The sequence below is a fragment of the Rhodococcus sp. NPDC059968 genome (assembly GCF_042738615.1).
GTDB lineage: Bacteria > Actinomycetota > Actinomycetes > Mycobacteriales > Mycobacteriaceae > Rhodococcus_F.
This window is the reverse complement of record NZ_JBHWUE010000084.1, coordinates 1-16973: the sequence shown is the minus strand read 5'-3', so window position 1 is coordinate 16973 and position 16973 is coordinate 1. Positions and strand designations below refer to the sequence as shown.

Below are 16973 nucleotides of genomic sequence, written 5' to 3'. Positions count from 1 at the left end.
CGGGAGCTGGTCAGTCATGTTGACGGTCTACCTGCTCGGCGAACAGCGTGTATCGAACCCGGAGGATGTCAGGGTCGGGCCCATCTCGTCACGGGCGATCGCGCTGCTGGCCTATCTCGTGCTGCATGCCGGTCTCGCTCAGTCCAGGACCCGTCTCGCGGGGCTGTTCTGGCCCGAGTCGAGTGAGCAGCAGGCCCGCACCAACCTCCGGCGGGAACTGCACAACCTCCGCGGCCTCCTGGGCTCGGACGGTGCGCTCGCGGCAGACGGACCGACGCTCACGTGGACGGGCTCGCCGTCGTGCCGGGTCGACGTCGACACGTTCCGGAGTGAGCGTTCGGCCGCCTTCGCGGCGCTCGCCGACTCCGATCCGGGGGCCTCTCTCGATCACGCAGAGACGGCCCTTGCCGCCTATCGCGGCGAGCTCATGCCCGGAACGTACGAAGACTGGGTCCTCGAGCACCGCGAGATGCTGCGCAGGCAGTGCGTCGAACTCTGCGAGACGACGGTGCGGGTGCTGCGAGAGTCGGGTGATGTCGAGACGGCGACGACGTGCGCACGCCGGCGTATCCAGCTCGACCCGCTGGCGGAGGTCGGGTACCGGACGCTCATGGAACTGCAGGTCGCGTCGGGCGACCGGGCGGCGGCGATGACCACCTACCACCGATGCGCGGCCGTTCTCGAGACCGAACTCGGGGTCACGCCGAGCGCGACGACCGGCAGGCTGTTCGACAACCTGCTGGGGGAGCACCCGAGGGCCGGTGCCGCCGCTGCTCACCGACCCGAACGTGTCCGGACCGCGGTGCCCGCTCTGATCGGGCGGGAGCGTGAACGCGGGGAGCTGCAACGGCGGTGGCGGCAGTCCCTCGACGGCAGGCAGGGACTGCTGCTCGTCTCGGGAGACGCGGGGGTCGGCAAGACCCGGTTGACCACCGAACTCGCCGAGATCGCCCGCGCCGACGGGGCGGTGGTGGCGACCACGCGGTGTTTCGGACTGCCGGGCCGCGTCGCGCTGGCTCCCGTCGCAGAGTGGCTGCGCAGCCCGGAATTTCGGTCCGCGATCGGCTCCCTGAATCCGTTGTGGCGGGCCGAGGTCGAACGGCTGGTTCCGAGCGCCGAGTCCGGACCGCGTCCGTCGACGTCCCGGGCGATGGTCGACGCCTGGCAGCGTCACCGGTTCTTCGAGGGAACGGCGCGTGCGGTGCTGTCGTCCGGCCGACCGGTCCTGCTGGTCCTCGACGATCTGCAGTGGTGCGACGCCGAGACGACGGCCTGGCTGGCATTCCTGCTCTCACTCGACACCCAGATGCGGGTATTGGTGGGCGCGACCGCGCGCACGGACGAGGCGCGGTCGCGCCACGATGTGCGGGAAGCGCTGCGGGCCCTCCGGTCGGCACGACTGGTCACGGACGTCGAGGTGGACCCGTTGACCGCGGACGGGACGGCGGAACTGGCGCGGTCGCTCGGCGGCCGGGCGCTGAACCCCTCCGAGGAGGCGGTCCTGTACGCCGCGACCGGGGGCTACCCGCTGTACGTCGTGGAGGCCGCCAGGATGGTGCCGGGCACGGATGCTACCGCGCGCGGCGGGGGCGCCGACGACCTCGGCGAGGTGCTGCAGCGGCGGCTCGAACAGTGCTCGGAACCCGCGCGGGACGTCGCCGGCCTCGCCGCTGCGCTCGGCACGGATTTCGATCTGGACCTGCTCAGCGAGGCGAGCGACCTGGACACGGATTCTCTCGTGCAGGCGGTGGACGAATTGTGGCGGCGGAGGATCGTCCGGCCGGCGGGCACCGGCTACGATTTCGTGCACGATCTGGTCCGGGAGGCCGCGTACCGCTCGATCAGCCCGCCGCGACGCTGGCTCCTGCATCGGCGCCTGGCACAGGGACTCGAACTTCTCCACGCCGGCCGCACCGACGACGTGGCAGCGCAACTCGCCGAGCAGTATCGGCGCGGCGGCCGCCCCGACCGCGCGCTCCACTATCTGCAGCGCGCCGCCGAGGTGGCAGCCAGCGTGTTCGCGAACGCGGAAGCTCTGCGGCACTTCCGGGACTGCCTCGATCTCCTCGAGGCGATGCCGGTGGGCCGCAACCGGGACGCTCACGAGGTGGACGTGCGGCAGGGCATGTCGGCGCCGCTGACCACCCTGTACGGGTACTCCTCCGCCGAGCTCGAGCAGACCCTGGACCGCACCGTGGAGCTGGGGCAGCGTCTGCGCCGCCCGAAGGTGGTGCTCGCGGCTCTGATCGGATTGTTCGCGGTGCACTTCGTGCAGGGGCACACCGCGCAGGCCCACGGTATCGGCGTGCGTGCCCTCGAACTGTCCGCGGCCGATCCCGAATTCGAGGGTCAGGCGCAATTCGCCGTGGCGGGGGCAGCCCTCGGTCTCGGCCGGCCGAGGGAAGCGATCGAACATTTCGACGTCGCACAGGGATCGTTCTCCGACGACTATTCCTTCATCCTCGGGACCAGGCTCGAGGTGCATGCCCATGCCTGGAAGTCGCACGCGTACTGGATGATCGGTGACGAGCAGGCGGCCGCGCAGTCGTGTGCGGATGCGCTTGCACTCGGCAGAACCTGCGGTCACCCCTACAGTCTCGCGGTGGCGTTGGGATACGCGTCGGTGCTACACCAGTTGAGCGGTGACGACGTCGCGCTGCTGGCCTCGCTCACCGAGTTGCGGGAGCTGTGCGAGCGCTACCACTTCGCGTACTACAGCCAGTGGGCGCAGATACTCGAAGGCCGGCTTCTCGGCGGCGAACCGGGAATCGCGAAGATCCGCGAGGGGCTCGCCGAGTTGCGGCGGCAGCGGGCGTTCGCGCGCACGCCGTACTGGCTCTCGCTCCTGGCGGAGGTGCAGATCGGCGTCGGGGACATGGATGCGGCGCGCGCGACGCTCGATGCCGCCCGGATCGCCGCCGAGCAACACGACGACCGCGGATGGTTGCCGCAGGTTCTGCGACTGCGTGCGGTTGCTGCACCGTTCGCGTGTGGGGCGTCGGCGCGAACGGTGCGCGAACGCCGGATTCCTACGGTGTGAAGTACCAGGTTACGCCCGTTCCGGGGCCTGCCGATCCGAGGAGAAGGCCATGAGCACCACCACCACGAATTCGACACCGTCGACGACGACACCGCCGCCCTACGCGGAACTGGCCGCGTCTCTGCGCGGAGAGTTGATCACCCCCGACGACGCCGGCTACGACGACGCGCGTGCGGTGTACAACGCGATGATCGACCGTCGACCCGCGGCCATCGCGCGATGCGCCAACGCCGCGGATGTCGTCGCGTGCGTGCGGTTCGGGAGGGAGCATCACGTCGAACTCGCGGTTCGCGGCGGCGGGCACAACGCAGGAGGTCTCGGCGTGTGGGACGACGCCCTCGTGATCGATCTGTCGGGGATGCGCGCAACCACGGTCTCGCCCGCCGACCACACCGTGCGGGTGGACGGCGGATGCACCTGGAGCGACGTCGACCACGCGACGGTGCCGTTCGGCATGGCCACCCCGTCCGGGTTCATCGCGTCCACCGGGGTCGGCGGGCTCACGCTCGGCGGCGGAATCGGCTACCTGACACGCCGGTTCGGTCTCACCGTCGACAACCTGCTCAGCGCCGACGTCGTCCTCGCCGACGGCACCCTGGTGACGGCGAGCGAACGATCGCACCCGGACCTGTTCTGGGCGCTGCGCGGAGGCGGCGGAAACTTCGGTGTGGTCACGTCGTTCCAGTTCGCGTGTCACGACATCGGCGACCACGGCACCATCGTCGGAGGTCCGGTGTTGTACGACCTGGAAGACACCCCCGAGGTGATGCGCTGGTATCGCGAACTCCTGCCCTCGCTGCCCGAGGAACTCAACGGCTGGATCGGGCTGCTGACCATTCCGCCGGCGCCGCCCTTCCCCGAGGAACTGTGGGGACGCAAGGCGTGCGGCATCATCTGGTGCTACACCGGCGACCCGGGCAAGGCCGACGCGGTACTCGAACCGATCCGCGACTTCGGAAACCCACTGCTGGTCGGACTCGGCGAAATGCCCTTCACCGCATTGCAATCCGCCTTCGACGCACTGTACCCGGCCGGGTTGCAGTGGTACTGGCGCGCGGACTTCATCCGGGAGATCTCGGACGACGCCATCGACATCCATCTGGAGTTCGGCCGTCAGCTGCCCACCGGTCATTCGACGATGCACATGTATCCCATCGACGGCGCGGCGACGCGGGTCGCCGAGGACGGCACGGCGTTCGCGTACCGGGACGGCGGTTGGGCCGGCGTGATCGTCGGTGTCGACCCCGATCCGGCCAACGCCGAGGTCATCACGGACTGGGCCAAGCAGTACTGGGAGGCCCTCCACCCGACGACAGCGGGCGGGGCGTACGTCAATTTCATGATGTCGGAGGGCGAAGACCGCGTGCGCGCCTCCTACCTCGGCAACTACGACCGGCTCGCACAGGTGAAGACGAAGTACGATCCGGACAACCTCTTCCACGTGAACCAGAACATCCGTCCCGCGGCCCGGTCGGAGCAGTAGGCGCGGCCGTATGGATCCGGGGCAGGTCTTGGCGGCGGCATGGCCCGTCCTGATCGGCGCGGCAGCGGGCCTGCTGACCGTCTGGGTGGTGCTGGCGCTCGTGCTGTGGCGATCGAGCCCCGACAGCACCCGGATCGGGGAGACGGCCCGGGTGCTGCCGGATCTGCTCCGTCTCCTGCGCCGGCTCGCAGCCGATCCGGACCTGCCCCGGGGTGTGCGCGTCCGGCTCGCTCTGCTGCTGGTCTATCTCGCGGTTCCGATCGATCTGATCCCCGATTTCGTCCCTGTCATCGGATACGCCGACGACGTGATCATCATCGGCCTCACGCTTCGTTCGGTGATTCGCCGCGCAGGTCCGCAGGTCGTTGCTCGGCACTGGCCGGGCACCCCTGAAGGCCTCGAGGTCGTGCGCCGGGTAACGTGCCTTTCCACCTGCTCGTGACTTCCGGACCGAGAGGATCGACCGCCATCAGTGCCTCCCGAGACGACCTGCCTGCGTTCACATACCCCGAGGTGGGTGCGAGCCGCGACGTTCCATTCCCCGCGGGATATCACCATCTGACCGAGCAGAAGGTGATCGGTTACGGCGCAGACGCATTCGACGCAGCCGCCACCCACCTCTGTGCGTGGGGGATGCACCGCGGCGCCGGGCTGGACGTGCGGGCCGACACCCCGACGGCCGCGCCCGGTACGTCGGTCGAACTGCGATGGGGCATCGGTCCGCTTCGGCTGACGTTCTCCTGCCGGGTCGTCTACGTGCTCGACGAACCGCATCGCAAGGGATTCGCCTACGGGACGCTGCCGGGTCACCCCGAGCGCGGCGAGGAGAGGTTCGTCGTCGAACAGCGGCCGGACGGCACCGTGCTCGCGACCATCTCGGCGTTCTCGAAACCGGGTCGGTGGTTCACCCGGCTCGGCGGACCCGCGGGCCGGGTCGTCCAGAGGGTGATGACGCGCAGGTACCTCGAGGCGTTGGCCGAGGTAACACGGTAGGCCGGAACGTCCGGATCACGTATTCTCGAGGTTGGACCGGACCGGACGGGACCTTTGGGTTCGACTGACCGATCCGATGTGTCCCCACCCATGACTGAGCTGGAGCCGCCGGAATGATGCCCGTACATCTACGCGACAGCGTGATTCCGAAGCACGAGCAACTCCGTGCCATCCTGCTGCACAAATGCACAAAGGAACTCCAGCCCGGCGATCTGATGACGAGTGAACGAAAACTGATGCAGGACTACGGCGTCAGTCGCATCACCGTTCGTGAGGCGATCGGTCAGCTCGTCAACGACGGCCACCTGGTCCGGGTGCGTGGCAAGGGCACGTTCGTGGCGCATCGTCCGGTGCAGTCGAAACTCCACCTGGCGTCGTTCACGGAGGAGATGCGGGCGCAGGGGCACAAGCCGACGACGGTGGTGCTCCAGAGCGAAGAGGACGCCGCCCCTGAGGCCACCGCGAAGGTGCTGCGTATCGCACCGGACACGAGCGCGTATCACGTCAAACGGCTGCGGCTGGCCGACGGCGAACCGGTCAGCGTCGACGACGGCTGGTTCAACGCCGCACTGCTTCCCGGCCTGCTGGACCTCGACCTGACCGGCTCGATCTACCGGGCGACCGCCGACAAGTACGGCATGCCGATCGACCGGGCGGAGCAGACCGTGAGTGCCGACGGGGCGAGCCAGGAGATCGCGACCCTGCTCGGCATCAAGAAGGGCGCACCGGTGATGTACTTCGACCGGGTGTCCTTCAGTGGTCCCACACCGGTCGAGCACACCCGCAGCTGGTACCGGTCCGATCGCTATCAACTGCAGATGGAAGTTCAGGGGGAGCGGGCTCAGCGCAGCGTCTGAGCCCGGCTGCCCTCTGTTTCTACGGCGCCGTCCAGTCGAACAGGGCGTCGCCGGTGCTCACGTCGGATCCGATGGTGTCGGTGGACACCGAATCCGGCTTGGAGTCCATCACGACGATCGGGCAGATGGCGGAGTATCCGGTGCCGTCGATCTCGGTCGGATCGAACCGCACCACGGGGTCACCCGCGTCGACCCCATCGCCTTCCGCTGCCAGCAGGGTGAACCCCTCGCCCTTCAGCTTCACGGTGTCGATTCCCAGGTGCACCAGCACACCACCGCCCGCCGAGCCCAGGATGACGAACGCGTGCGGGTGCAGTTTGAGGATCTTGCCCGAGATCGGCGCGAGCACGTCGAGGGCGCCACGGTCGCGTGCCGGTTCGATCGCGACTCCGGAACCCACCATCTGTCCGGCGAACACGGGGTCGGGAACGTCGGCCAGGGCGAGCACGCGGCCGGGCAGTGGAGCCTGCACGGACAGGCTCACAGGATGTCCTCGATGTCCTCGGCCAGCGTGTCCGCCTCGGGGCCGACGATGACCTGGACGACGCTGCCCGCCTTCAACACGCCGTGGGCTCCTGCGGCCTTGAGCGCGGCCTCATCGACCTTGGCGCCGTCCTTGACCTCGGTGCGCAGGCGGGTGATGCAGGCCTCGATCTCGACGATGTTGTCGGCACCGCCCAGGCCGCTGATGATTGCGTCCGCTTTGGACATCGGTTCTCCCTCGTAGTTCGCGTTCGAGCTGCAGGTGATGGTGCCGGATGGGTTAGCTGGATCACATTTGCCTGTTGACATCCTGTGCTCACCTGGTCAAACTAGCAACTGGTTATGACCGGACAGTACCCGTTGGGGGTGCTGGTCCACAATAGTTTTCCCGAAGCCGGACGACGCGCTTGCCGCCGCCGGATTCGGGACTCACCAGACGCCGATTCGGCGACCGAAGCGCACAGAGAAGGCCGATATGACTGTCGTAGACAGCCCGAAAAAGGAATCAGCGGTGTTTGCCGGGTTACAGCGCCTCGGGCGCAGCCTGATGCTGCCGATCGCGGTACTTCCCGCGGCCGGCATCTTGCTGCGACTCGGCCAGGACGACCTCCTCGGCCGGTTCGACTCGATGCACACCGCCGCGTCCGTCATCTCCGCAGCCGGCCAGGCAGTGTTCACCTGGCTGCCCCTCATCTTCGCGGTGGGCATCGCCATCGGATGGGCCAAGAAGGCCGACGGTTCCACCGCCCTGGCCGCAGTGGTCGGATACATGGTCATCAACGGCGTGTTCGAGGCCATGTCGCCGGTCGTCCTCGAAGGCAAGACCGATCCGAACGGCGACCAGGCGCTGATCAACTACGGTGTGCTCGCCGGCATCGTGATGGGTCTGCTGTCCGCGATTCTGTGGCAGCGGTTCTACCGCACCAAACTGCCCGACTACCTCGGATTCTTCAACGGGCGCAGGCTCGTTCCCATTCTCACCGCCGTCACCGGTCTCGTCGTCGGTGTCCTCATGGCGTTCCTGTACCCGGCGTTCAATTCCGCGCTGACGTGGGTGGGCGAGACTGTCGCCGAGAACTCCGTCGTCGGTGGCGGCGTCTACGGCATGGCCAACCGCCTGCTCATCCCGACCGGACTGCATCACATCCTGAACTCCACCGTGTGGTTCCTCGTCGGTGACTACCAGAACGCCAGCGGTGAAATGGTCCGTGGCGACCTCAACCGGTTCTTCGCCGGCGACCCGAGCGCAGGCATCTTCATGACCGGCTTCTTCCCGATCATGATGTTCGCCCTTCCCGCTGCCGCACTGGCGATCTGGCGCAACGCCCGGCCGTCGCAGAAGAAGGTCGTGGGTGGCATCATGCTCTCCACCGCGCTGACGGCGTTCCTCACCGGCATCACCGAGCCCCTCGAATTCGCGTTCATGTTCGTCGCCTGGCCGCTGTACCTGATCCACGCGTTCCTCACCGGCACCTCGATGGCGCTCGTCAACGCGCTCGGCATCCACGACGGATTCACGTTCTCCGCAGGCTTCTTCGACTACGTGCTCAACTTCGGCAAGGCCACCAACGCGTGGATGCTGATCCCCATCGGGCTCGGGTACGCGGTGATCTATTACGTCCTGTTCAGCTTCGTCATCAAGAAGTGGAACCTGCGCACTCCCGGTCGGGAGGACGACGCGGAAACGAACGCCGACACGGAAACGAACGCCGACACGGAAAAGGCAGGTCAGTGAGCATGGCTACACGAACGGTCCTCATCGGTTCGAAGGTCGGACTGCACGCCCGCCCCGCTGCGAAATTCACCCAGGCCGCCGCGGCGGTACCGGTCGCAGTGCAGATCGCGGTCGGCGAGTCCGCGCCGGTGGACGCAGGCAGCATGCTCGCGGTCATGACCCTCGGCGCCGAATTCGGTACCGAGGTGACGATCACTGCGGAAGGGGAGGGCAGCGATGAGGCCCTCGACCGCCTTGCCGACCTGCTCGCCTCCGACCTCGACGCCGCCTGATGTCGACGGCTACGGAACAGGTTGTGCACGGCCTCGGGGTGAGTCCGGGGCTGGTCTGCGCACCCTGGCTCGCGTTCGGGACACCGGTCGCGACGTCGGCCGAAGACCCTGTCGGCGCATCGGTCACGGCGGAGTTCGCCCGTGTGCGGGATGCCCTCGCGACCGTGTCCGGCGACCTCGAAGCGCGCGCCGCGCAGGTGGACGGCGTCGCGTCCGAGATCCTGCTCATGTCGGCGGCCATGGCCCGCGACCCGGGGATCGTGTCCGCCGCCGAGGAGAACCTTCGCGCCGGCATGCCGACGGCACACGCGGTGAGCGTCGCGTTCGACGGCTACTGGGCCAAGCTCGAGGCCCTTGGTGGGTACCTGGCCGAGCGCGTCGCGGACCTGCGTGACCTCGGGCATCGTGCGGTGGCGGTGCTGCTGGGAGTGCCGATGCCCGGCATCCCCGATCCCGGGTACCCGTTCGTTCTCGTCGCCCGGGACCTGTCGCCCGCGGACACCGCGGTGCTCGGCGGCAGCGACGTGGTCGGCCTGCTCACCGCGGAGGGCGGGCCGACGAGTCACACTGCGATCCTGGCGAAATCGCTCGGCCTCCCCGCGATCGTGAACTGCGTCGACCTCGACCGGTTGGTCGAGGGAAGGCCGGTGGTGCTCGACGGGACGACCGGCGAGATCGTCGTCGACCCCAGCGACCTCCGGCAGGCAGAGGTGGCCGAGCAGGTCGCCGAGGCGCGAGTGCGGGTCGCGGGTTCACGGGGACCGGGTCTCACCCGGGACGGCGCACCCGTCGGGCTGCTCGTCAACATCGGCACCGTCGACGACGCCACGCGTGCCGCCACCGCCGATTCGGAGGGCGTCGGGCTGTTCCGCACCGAGTTCCTGTACCTCGGTAGGCAGATCGCGCCCACGCTCGACGAACAGATCGCCACCTACACCTTGGTGTTGGAGCAGTTCGCGGGACGCAAGGTGGTGGTCCGGACACTCGACAGCGGTTCCGACAAACCACTGCCGTTCCTCGACCTCGGCGCGGAGGAGAACCCGGCACTCGGCGTGCGGGGGCTGCGGGTCGGCACCGTCTACCCGGACGTCCTGGCCACCCAGTTGGAGGCGCTCGGCGCCGCCGCGGCCGCCACCGGCGCGGACCTGTGGGTGATGGCGCCGATGGTCGCGACTGCGGAGGAGGCGGAGGGCTTCGCCAAGCTCGCCCGCTCGCGCGGTATCGCCAAGGTCGGGGCGATGATCGAGATCCCCTCGGCAGCGCTGCGCGCCCGCGATCTGCTCGAGCACGTCGACTTCGTCAGTATCGGGACCAACGACCTGAGTCAGTACACGTGTGCCGCGGACCGGATGGCAGGCAGTCTCGCAGCACTGCTCGACCCGTGGCAGCCCGCGGTCCTGGACCTGATCGGCCTGGTCGGTGTGGCCGGAGCGGAGGCAGGCGCACCCGTCGGTGTCTGCGGGGAGGCTGCGTCCGATCCCGCGCTGGCGCCGGTGCTGGTGGGGCTGGGCGTCACCAGCCTGTCCATGGTGGTCCCGTCGCTGGGTGCCGTGCGTGCCCGTCTGGCCGCCACCGACCTCGACCTGTGCCGGGAGATGGCGGTCGCCGCGCGCGGCGCACGGTCCCCGCAGGCCGCACGATCGGCGGTCGCAGCTCTCGCGCCCGGGGCGCGTCGATGATCCTGCGGGGCAAGGTCGTCGTGGAGGACGGCGTCATCGCCGACGGTGTGGTGATCACCGACGGCGACCGGATCTCCTGGGTCGGCTCCGCGGCGCAGTACCGCGGACAGGTGCCGCTGCCGGAACCGACTTCGTCGATACTGTTGCCGGGCCTGATCGACCTGCACTGCCACGGCGGCGCCGGTGCGGGTTTTCCCAACGCCGACGCCGACGGGGCGAGGCGGGCCGCGGATCATCACCGCGAACACGGCACCACCGGACTGCTCGGCAGCCTCGTCTCGGCAGGGGAACAGGACCTGCTCCGGCAGGCCGGAATTCTCGCCGATCTGGTGGAACGAGGTGAGCTCCTCGGGATCCACCTGGAGGGTCCGTTCATTTCCGGTGCCCGGTGCGGTGCGCAGGATCCCGCGTCCGTGGTGCCGGGCGATCCCGGCCTGTTCGAGCGGATCTGCGACGCCGCGCGCGGCACCGTTCGGTCGATGACGCTCGCGCCGGAGACCGCGCACTTCGGCGAACTCTTCGCCGCGATGCGCCGGCGTGACGTGCTTCCCAGCCTCGGCCACACCGACACCGACGCGGCGACCACGTCCGCGAGGATCGCCGACGCCGCCGGCGGTCCACTGACCGCCACACACCTGTTCAACGCGATGCCGCCGCTGCACCACCGCGCGCCGGGGCCGGTGGCGGCGTTCCTGGCCGCGGCCGGTCGCGGAGACATAGTCGTCGAATTGATCGCGGACGGAGTGCATCTCGCGCCCGAAACCGTGTCGATGGTGTTCGACACCGTCGGTCCCGACCAGATCGTCCTCGTCAGTGACGCCATGGCCGCCGCCGGTGTCACGGACGGCGACTACCAGCTCGGGCCCCTGGACGTGCGCGTCTCGCACGGTGTCGCCCGGCTCGCGACCACCGACGGGTCCGAGGGGGCCATCGCGGGCGGCACCGCACGGCTGCTGGACGTCGTGCGCACCGCCGTCGTCGACAGTGGCATCGGACTCGTCGACGCCGTCGCTTCCGCCACCAGGACTCCGGCCCGGCTGCTCGGCCTGGAGTCCGAACGCGGCACCCTCGCCCCCGGCCGCCGCGCCGATATCGTCGTGACCGATCACCAACTGCGCCCCCGCGGCGTGTTCGTCGGCGGAATGCCCGCCGAAACGGAAGGACTCGCATGGAAATCGTAATCCGGCAGACGACGTCGGAGGTCAGCTCGACCGTCGCGGACATCGTCGAAGGGTACGTGCGACGCGGTCCGACGACGCTGGGCCTCGCCACCGGGTCGTCCCCGCTCGGCAGTTACCGGGAACTCGCACGCAGGCACCGTGAGTCCGGACTGGATTTCTCGGGCGCACGGGCCTTCCTGCTGGACGAGTACGTCGGGCTTCCGAAAAGCCATGACCAGTCGTACTTCTCGGTGATCCGCTCGGAGTTCGTCGACCACGTGAACCTCGACCCCCATCGCGTGCTCAGCCCGAACGGCGAATCGCCCGACATCGCCGAGGAAGGTGCGCGGTACGACGCGGCCATCGCCGAGGCGGGCGGCGTCGACGTGCAGCTTCTCGGCATCGGGACCGACGGCCACATCGGCTTCAACGAGCCGGGCTCCGCGCTGACCTCCCGCACCCGCGTCAAGACCCTCACCGAGCAGACCCGCCTCGACAACGCGCGGTTCTTCGACAGCGTCGACGACGTCCCGCACCACGTCCTCACCCAGGGTCTGGGCACCATCAGCGACGCCCGGCACCTGGTGATGATCGCGTTCGGCAAGGGGAAGGCCGAGGCGATCGCCGCCGCCGCGGAGGGGCCCCTGTCGGCCTTCTGCCCGGCGTCGGTGATGCAACTGCACCGGCACGTGACCGTCGTGATCGACGAAGCCGCGGCGAGCAAGCTGCAACTCGCCGACTACTACCGGTATGCGCTGGAACACAAGCCTTCCTGGCAGTCGTTCTAGATGACACCCGTACTCGAATTGGCGGTCCAGGACGTCGCGGGCGCCCGAATCGCACGACGCGCCGGAGCGGTGCGCGTCGAGTTGTGCACCGCACTCGGCGCGACCGGCGGGTTGACACCGAGCATCGGCATGATCGAAGCGGTCGCGGCCCAGGGGATCGCGGTGCACCCGCTGATCCGTTGCCGGCCCGGCGGATTCGTCTACGACGCCGACGAGATCGCGGTCATGGCCCGCGACGTCCGGGCCTCGGTGAGTGCCGGAGCATCAGGGGTCGTCGTCGGCGCACTCACGCCCGACATGTCCGTCGACCGAGATGCTCTGCGCCGCCTGCTCGACGGCATCGACCCCTACGCGGTGGAGGTGACGTTCCATCGTGCGATGGACGTCGTCGACGACAGGGCGACCGCCGTCAATGCACTAGCGCGGTCGGGCGTCATCCGGGTTCTCACCTCGGGCGGAGCGCCGCGCTGCATCGACGGCCTCGAGGCTCTGTCCGGCATGGTCGCCCACGCGCACGGCCGGATCCAAGTGATGGCAGGTGGCGGGATCCGTGTCGAGGACATCGCCGCGGTCGCAGGCACCGGCGTCGATGCCGTGCACCTCTCCGCCCGCCGCACCGTCGCCGACAGCGGCGGTCCCGGCGGCGGGTCCGGCGGCTACGACGCCGTCGACGAAAACCTCGCCCTGGCCGCCGCGGCGGCGCTGGGGCCGTGATTCCATCGGTTATTGCCGGTGGGGCAGTTCGGCTGCTAGAATCGAACAAAGTTTCGAATGACCTTGGGGGAGGTTGGTTGTGGGGGCAATACTGCTCGAGGATTTACGCGCATTCACGGCGCGGTTGCAATGTGCCGAGGCGGCGAGTGGCGATGCGGGATTGGGCGTCGATCTGCTCGATGCGATCGAGACGTTGAAGTCGGTCGGGTGTGCGGTGCAGGCGGTGATCACTGACGACGTGGCGACGAGCATCCGAGAAGATCGTAAAGCCCGGAGGCTTCCGCGATCCGAGTGGGGTCGCGGTATTGGGTCGCAGATTGCGTTGGCGCGCAGGGAGTCTCCGAACCGTGGCGGTCGACATCTGGGTTTCGCACAGGCGTTGGTGCACGAAATGCCACACACCCTGGAATTGTTGCGGTCGGGTCGGTTGAACGAATGGCGCGCGACGTTGTTGGTGCGGGAAACGGCATGTTTGTCGGCGGTCGATCGGGGAATCGTCGACCGCCGGTTGTGCTCGGACCCGGCCACTCTCGACGGGGTCGGCGACCGCGGTCTGATCGCGAAGGCGAAGGCGTTGGCGGTTGAACTCGATGCGGCCGCGGTCGTGGCGCGGCACCGCAAGGCGGTGTCGGAGCGCCGGGTGACGACGCCTCCCGCGCCGGATTCGATGGCCTATCTGAGTGTGCTGATGCCGGTCGAACAAGCCGTGAGCCTGCAGGCGACCCTGGGCCGGGACGCGGACAGTCTGATCGCGACCGGGAACAGCGGCAGCCGTACCCGCAATCAGCTGATGGTGGACTTGTTGTTCGCACGCGGCACCGGAGCCGAAGTGGCGTCGGGGGTGCCGGTGACGGTGAATCTTGTGCTCTCGGACGAAACGCTGTTGGCCGGCGGGCACGAGGCGGCGCAGCTGCAGGGTTTCGGGCCGGTGCCGGCGGGGATTGCGCGGCAACTGGTTGCCGACGCCATAGATGCCGACACCGAGACGTCGTTGCAGCGCATCTACGCATGTCCGCAGTCGGGGTCGTTGACGGCGATGGAATCGCAGTCCCGCACGTTCCCGAAAAGCCTGAGAAAGCTGATCGACCTCAGGGATCAAACGTGCCGCACCCCGTGGTGCGATGCGCCTGTCCGGCATCACGATCACATCCGCTCCCGCCGGCGGCGTGGTGCCACGACGGCGCACAACGGGTCCGGGCTCTGTGAGGCGTGCAATTACGCGAAAGAAGGCGACGGTTGGACGGCCCGCCTGCGTACAACCCCGGCCGCACCCACCTCCTCGACCTGGGCACCCCGACCGGGCACCACTACCGATCTGCGGCGCCGCCGCGCCCGGCAGCCGCACGACAGTCGGAAGTCGAGGCGGTACTGATCGCACAATTGCGTGCGTCTTGACCCGGCGGCCATGCGGATCGTCGTAGGGTCGTGTGCATGGCCAGCTGGAATGAGTTCGCCGAAGCTGCTCCGCGGATCGCCGCTATCTTCTCCCGCAGGCACGCGGCGACCGGAAACCTCTGCATGCTCGGCACGCTTCGTTCCGACGGATTTCCGCGGATCAGCCCGGTCGAGCCGAGATTCTTCGAGAACCAGTTGTGGATCGCCGGAATGCCGAACACCACGAAGTTCCGGGATCTGGCTCGCGACCCACGCTTCTGCCTGCACACGGCGACCGTCGACACCGAGGTCAAGGAGGGCGACGCGAAACTGTGGGGTGTCGTCGACGACGTCCAGGACAAGGCCCTGCATCAGCGTTTCGCGCAGGCACTGTTCGACGATTCCGGGTTCGACATCCGGGGGCAGGAGTTCGATCACTGCTACCGAGCCGACCTGGTCGGCGGCTCGGCGGTGGAGGTCGGCGACGGCCACATGGACATCACGATTTGGAAACCGGGCGAGCCCGAGCACGTCGTGCGAAAGCATTGACTGGGGCCATTCCTTCTGCCACCGGGCGGCTTTGGATTCGTACACCGCCCGCGGGGCGAGGGCGGGATTCGGGCGCAGGATTATCGGGTGGTCCGGAGGATGCGGAGGAAGTTCCTCTCCTCGGGAGAGTGGGCTGTATGACCCGATCGTACGGTCTGGACATACATGGACATCCAACTATAGGATGGGCTACATATTCGGAACTCCCTCATCATCGAGTAAGAAACGGGTCCGCACAATGGTTCAAGAGCTATCCCACTTCGTCGGCGGCAAGCGCGTCCCCGGTGCCTCCAACAAGTTCGGCGACGTCTACGACCCCAACACCGGTGAGGTGCAGGCGCGTGTGCCTCTCGCCGACAAGGCCGAGACCGAGGCGATCATCGCGAACGCGGTGGAGGCTCAGCGGGAATGGGCGCTGTTCAACCCGCAGAAGCGGGCCCGCGTCCTGATGAAGTTCCTCCAGCTCGCGCAGGAGGAGATGGATTCGCTGGCGCGCCTCCTGTCGTCCGAGCACGGCAAGACGGTCCCCGACGCGAAGGGTGACATCCAGCGCGGCCTCGAGGTCATCGAGTTCGCCCTCGGCGCCCCGCACCTGCTCAAGGGCGAGTACACGGAATCCGCCGGAACCGGCATCGACGTGTACTCGATGCGTCAGCCGCTCGGCGTCGTCGCCGGCATCACGCCCTTCAACTTCCCGGCCATGATCCCGCTGTGGAAGGCCGGTCCCGCGCTGGCCGCCGGAAACGCGTTCATCCTCAAGCCGTCCGAGCGCGACCCGTCGGTGCCGCTGCGTCTGGCCGAGCTGTTCCTCGAGGCCGGTCTGCCTGCAGGCGTGTTCAACGTGGTCAACGGTGACAAGGAAGTGGTGGACGTTCTGCTCACCGACGACCGCGTCAAGGCTGTCGGGTTCGTCGGCTCCACGCCCATTGCGCAGTACATCTACGAGACTGCCGCGGCCCACGGCAAGCGCGCGCAGTGCTTCGGTGGCGCGAAGAACCACGCGATCATCATGCCCGACGCCGACCTCGACGAGGTGGCCGACGCCCTCATCGGTGCTGGTTACGGCTCCGCGGGTGAGCGGTGCATGGCCATTTCCGTCGCGGTCCCGGTGGGCGAGGAGACGGCGGATGCGCTCGTCGCCAAGCTGACCGAACGGGTCGGCAAGCTCACGATCGGCCGCAGCGACGACGAGTCCGCCGACTTCGGTCCGCTGGTCAGCAAAGACGCCCTCGAGCGTGTGAACAACTACATCCAGATCGGCATCGACGAGGGTGCGGAGGCCGTGATCGACGGCCGCGGCTTCACCCTCGAGGGCCACGAGAACGGCTTCTTCGCCGGCGCGACCCTGTTCGACAAGGTCACCACCGACATGCGCGTCTACAAGGAAGAGATCTTCGGACCCGTCCTGCTCGTCGCCCGTGCCGCGGACTACGAGGAAGCACTCCGCCTGCCGACCGAGCACGAGTACGGCAACGGCGTCGCGATCTTCACCCGCGACGGCGACACCGCCCGCGACTTCACGAACCGCGTGAACGTCGGCATGGTCGGCGTCAACGTGCCGATCCCCGTGCCGATCGCGTACCACACGTTCGGCGGCTGGAAGCGCTCCGGCTTCGGCGACCTGAACCAGCATGGTCCCGACTCCTTCCGCTTCTACACCAAGACCAAGACCGTGACGCAGCGTTGGCCCTCAGGCAAGAAGGAAGAGACGAACCATTTCGTCATCCCCACCATGAACTGAACGGAACTCCATGTTCACCTTGACCGATGACGAGCGGGCGATCAGCGACACTGCCCGCGACTTCGCGGCCGAGCATCTCGCGCCGCACGCCGTGGAGTGGGATCA

At 68.2% G+C, this 16973-nt stretch carries 16 protein-coding genes and 1 pseudogene; 15 read left to right on the top strand and 2 right to left on the bottom strand.

Translation table 11 applies throughout. The features are described 5' to 3' along the window. Nucleotides 1-16: 16 nt before the first annotated feature. The 5 genes from ACFWAY_RS40975 (at nucleotide 17) to ACFWAY_RS40955 (ending at nucleotide 6373) form a co-directional block, all read left to right on the top strand. Nucleotides 17-3040 carry an ATP-binding protein gene (locus ACFWAY_RS40975; protein ID WP_378514563.1) on the top strand — a complete coding sequence of 1008 codons (3024 nt, stop codon included), beginning with the start codon at nucleotides 17-19 and terminating at the stop codon, nucleotides 3038-3040. 49 nt (nucleotides 3041-3089) lie between these two features. Beyond that, nucleotides 3090-4523: an FAD-binding oxidoreductase gene (locus ACFWAY_RS40970; RefSeq protein WP_378514562.1), complete on the top strand. Its 1434-nt coding sequence runs from the start codon at nucleotides 3090-3092 to the stop codon at nucleotides 4521-4523. A gap of 10 nt (nucleotides 4524-4533) precedes the next feature. Continuing rightward, complete coding sequence (locus ACFWAY_RS40965) at nucleotides 4534-4965, top strand: YkvA family protein (RefSeq protein WP_378514561.1); 432 nt, start codon at nucleotides 4534-4536, stop codon at nucleotides 4963-4965. 47 nt (nucleotides 4966-5012) lie between these two features. After that, entirely contained in the window at nucleotides 5013-5516 is a 504-nt protein-coding gene (locus ACFWAY_RS40960) for a DUF1990 family protein (RefSeq protein WP_378458267.1), read from the top strand. Nucleotides 5517-5629: 113 nt separating this feature from the next. Continuing rightward, nucleotides 5630-6373 carry a GntR family transcriptional regulator gene (locus ACFWAY_RS40955; RefSeq protein WP_378458256.1) on the top strand — a complete coding sequence of 248 codons (744 nt, stop codon included), beginning with the start codon at nucleotides 5630-5632 and terminating at the stop codon, nucleotides 6371-6373. Nucleotides 6374-6392: 19 nt separating this feature from the next. On the opposite strand, the gene ACFWAY_RS40950 is transcribed toward ACFWAY_RS40955, so the two are convergent. Then, nucleotides 6393-6857: a PTS glucose transporter subunit IIA gene (locus ACFWAY_RS40950; protein WP_378458257.1), complete on the bottom strand. Its 465-nt coding sequence runs from the start codon at nucleotides 6855-6857 to the stop codon at nucleotides 6393-6395. Continuing rightward, a complete protein-coding gene (locus tag ACFWAY_RS40945) occupies nucleotides 6854-7084 on the bottom strand; it encodes a glucose PTS transporter subunit EIIB (protein WP_005563039.1) in 231 nt (76 codons plus the stop codon). Before ACFWAY_RS40945 ends, ACFWAY_RS40950 begins: the two co-directional genes overlap by 4 nt. Before the next feature lie 247 nt (nucleotides 7085-7331). Here ACFWAY_RS40945 and ACFWAY_RS40940 point away from each other — a divergent pair, with 247 nt between their 5' ends. The 10 genes and pseudogenes from ACFWAY_RS40940 to ACFWAY_RS40895 all read left to right on the top strand — a co-directional run. Further along, nucleotides 7332-8591, top strand: a complete 1260-nt coding sequence (locus ACFWAY_RS40940) for a PTS transporter subunit EIIC (protein WP_378458258.1) — start codon at nucleotides 7332-7334, stop codon at nucleotides 8589-8591. Next, on the top strand, nucleotides 8588-8863 hold the full coding sequence (locus tag ACFWAY_RS40935; protein WP_378458259.1) for an HPr family phosphocarrier protein: 276 nt from the start codon (nucleotides 8588-8590) through the stop codon (nucleotides 8861-8863). The genes ACFWAY_RS40940 and ACFWAY_RS40935 overlap by 4 nt, the downstream gene beginning before the upstream one ends. After that, the gene (ptsP, locus tag ACFWAY_RS40930; protein WP_378514560.1) at nucleotides 8863-10542 is read left to right on the top strand and encodes a phosphoenolpyruvate--protein phosphotransferase; all 1680 of its coding nucleotides are present in this window, start codon (nucleotides 8863-8865) and stop codon (nucleotides 10540-10542) included. Before ACFWAY_RS40935 ends, ptsP begins: the two co-directional genes overlap by 1 nt. Beyond that, nucleotides 10539-11723 (top strand): N-acetylglucosamine-6-phosphate deacetylase, encoded by a 1185-nt coding sequence (locus tag ACFWAY_RS40925; RefSeq protein ID WP_378458261.1) that lies wholly within the window; start codon nucleotides 10539-10541, stop codon nucleotides 11721-11723. Before ptsP ends, ACFWAY_RS40925 begins: the two co-directional genes overlap by 4 nt. Then, nucleotides 11711-12490, top strand: coding sequence for a glucosamine-6-phosphate deaminase (nagB, locus tag ACFWAY_RS40920; RefSeq protein ID WP_378458262.1), 780 nt, complete (start codon nucleotides 11711-11713; stop codon nucleotides 12488-12490). The genes ACFWAY_RS40925 and nagB overlap by 13 nt, the downstream gene beginning before the upstream one ends. Continuing rightward, a complete protein-coding gene (locus ACFWAY_RS40915) occupies nucleotides 12491-13204 on the top strand; it encodes a copper homeostasis protein CutC (protein WP_378514559.1) in 714 nt (237 codons plus the stop codon). A gap of 79 nt (nucleotides 13205-13283) precedes the next feature. Continuing rightward, nucleotides 13284-14599: pseudogene (locus ACFWAY_RS40910) on the top strand (HNH endonuclease). Between the two features lie 36 nt (nucleotides 14600-14635). Next, nucleotides 14636-15127 (top strand): pyridoxamine 5'-phosphate oxidase family protein, encoded by a 492-nt coding sequence (locus tag ACFWAY_RS40905; RefSeq protein WP_378458264.1) that lies wholly within the window; start codon nucleotides 14636-14638, stop codon nucleotides 15125-15127. A gap of 238 nt (nucleotides 15128-15365) precedes the next feature. Then, nucleotides 15366-16868 (top strand): CoA-acylating methylmalonate-semialdehyde dehydrogenase, encoded by a 1503-nt coding sequence (locus ACFWAY_RS40900; protein WP_378458265.1) that lies wholly within the window; start codon nucleotides 15366-15368, stop codon nucleotides 16866-16868. Between the two features lie 10 nt (nucleotides 16869-16878). Next, a partial coding sequence (locus tag ACFWAY_RS40895; protein WP_378458268.1) for an acyl-CoA dehydrogenase family protein occupies nucleotides 16879-16973 on the top strand: 95 nt, incomplete at its 3' end.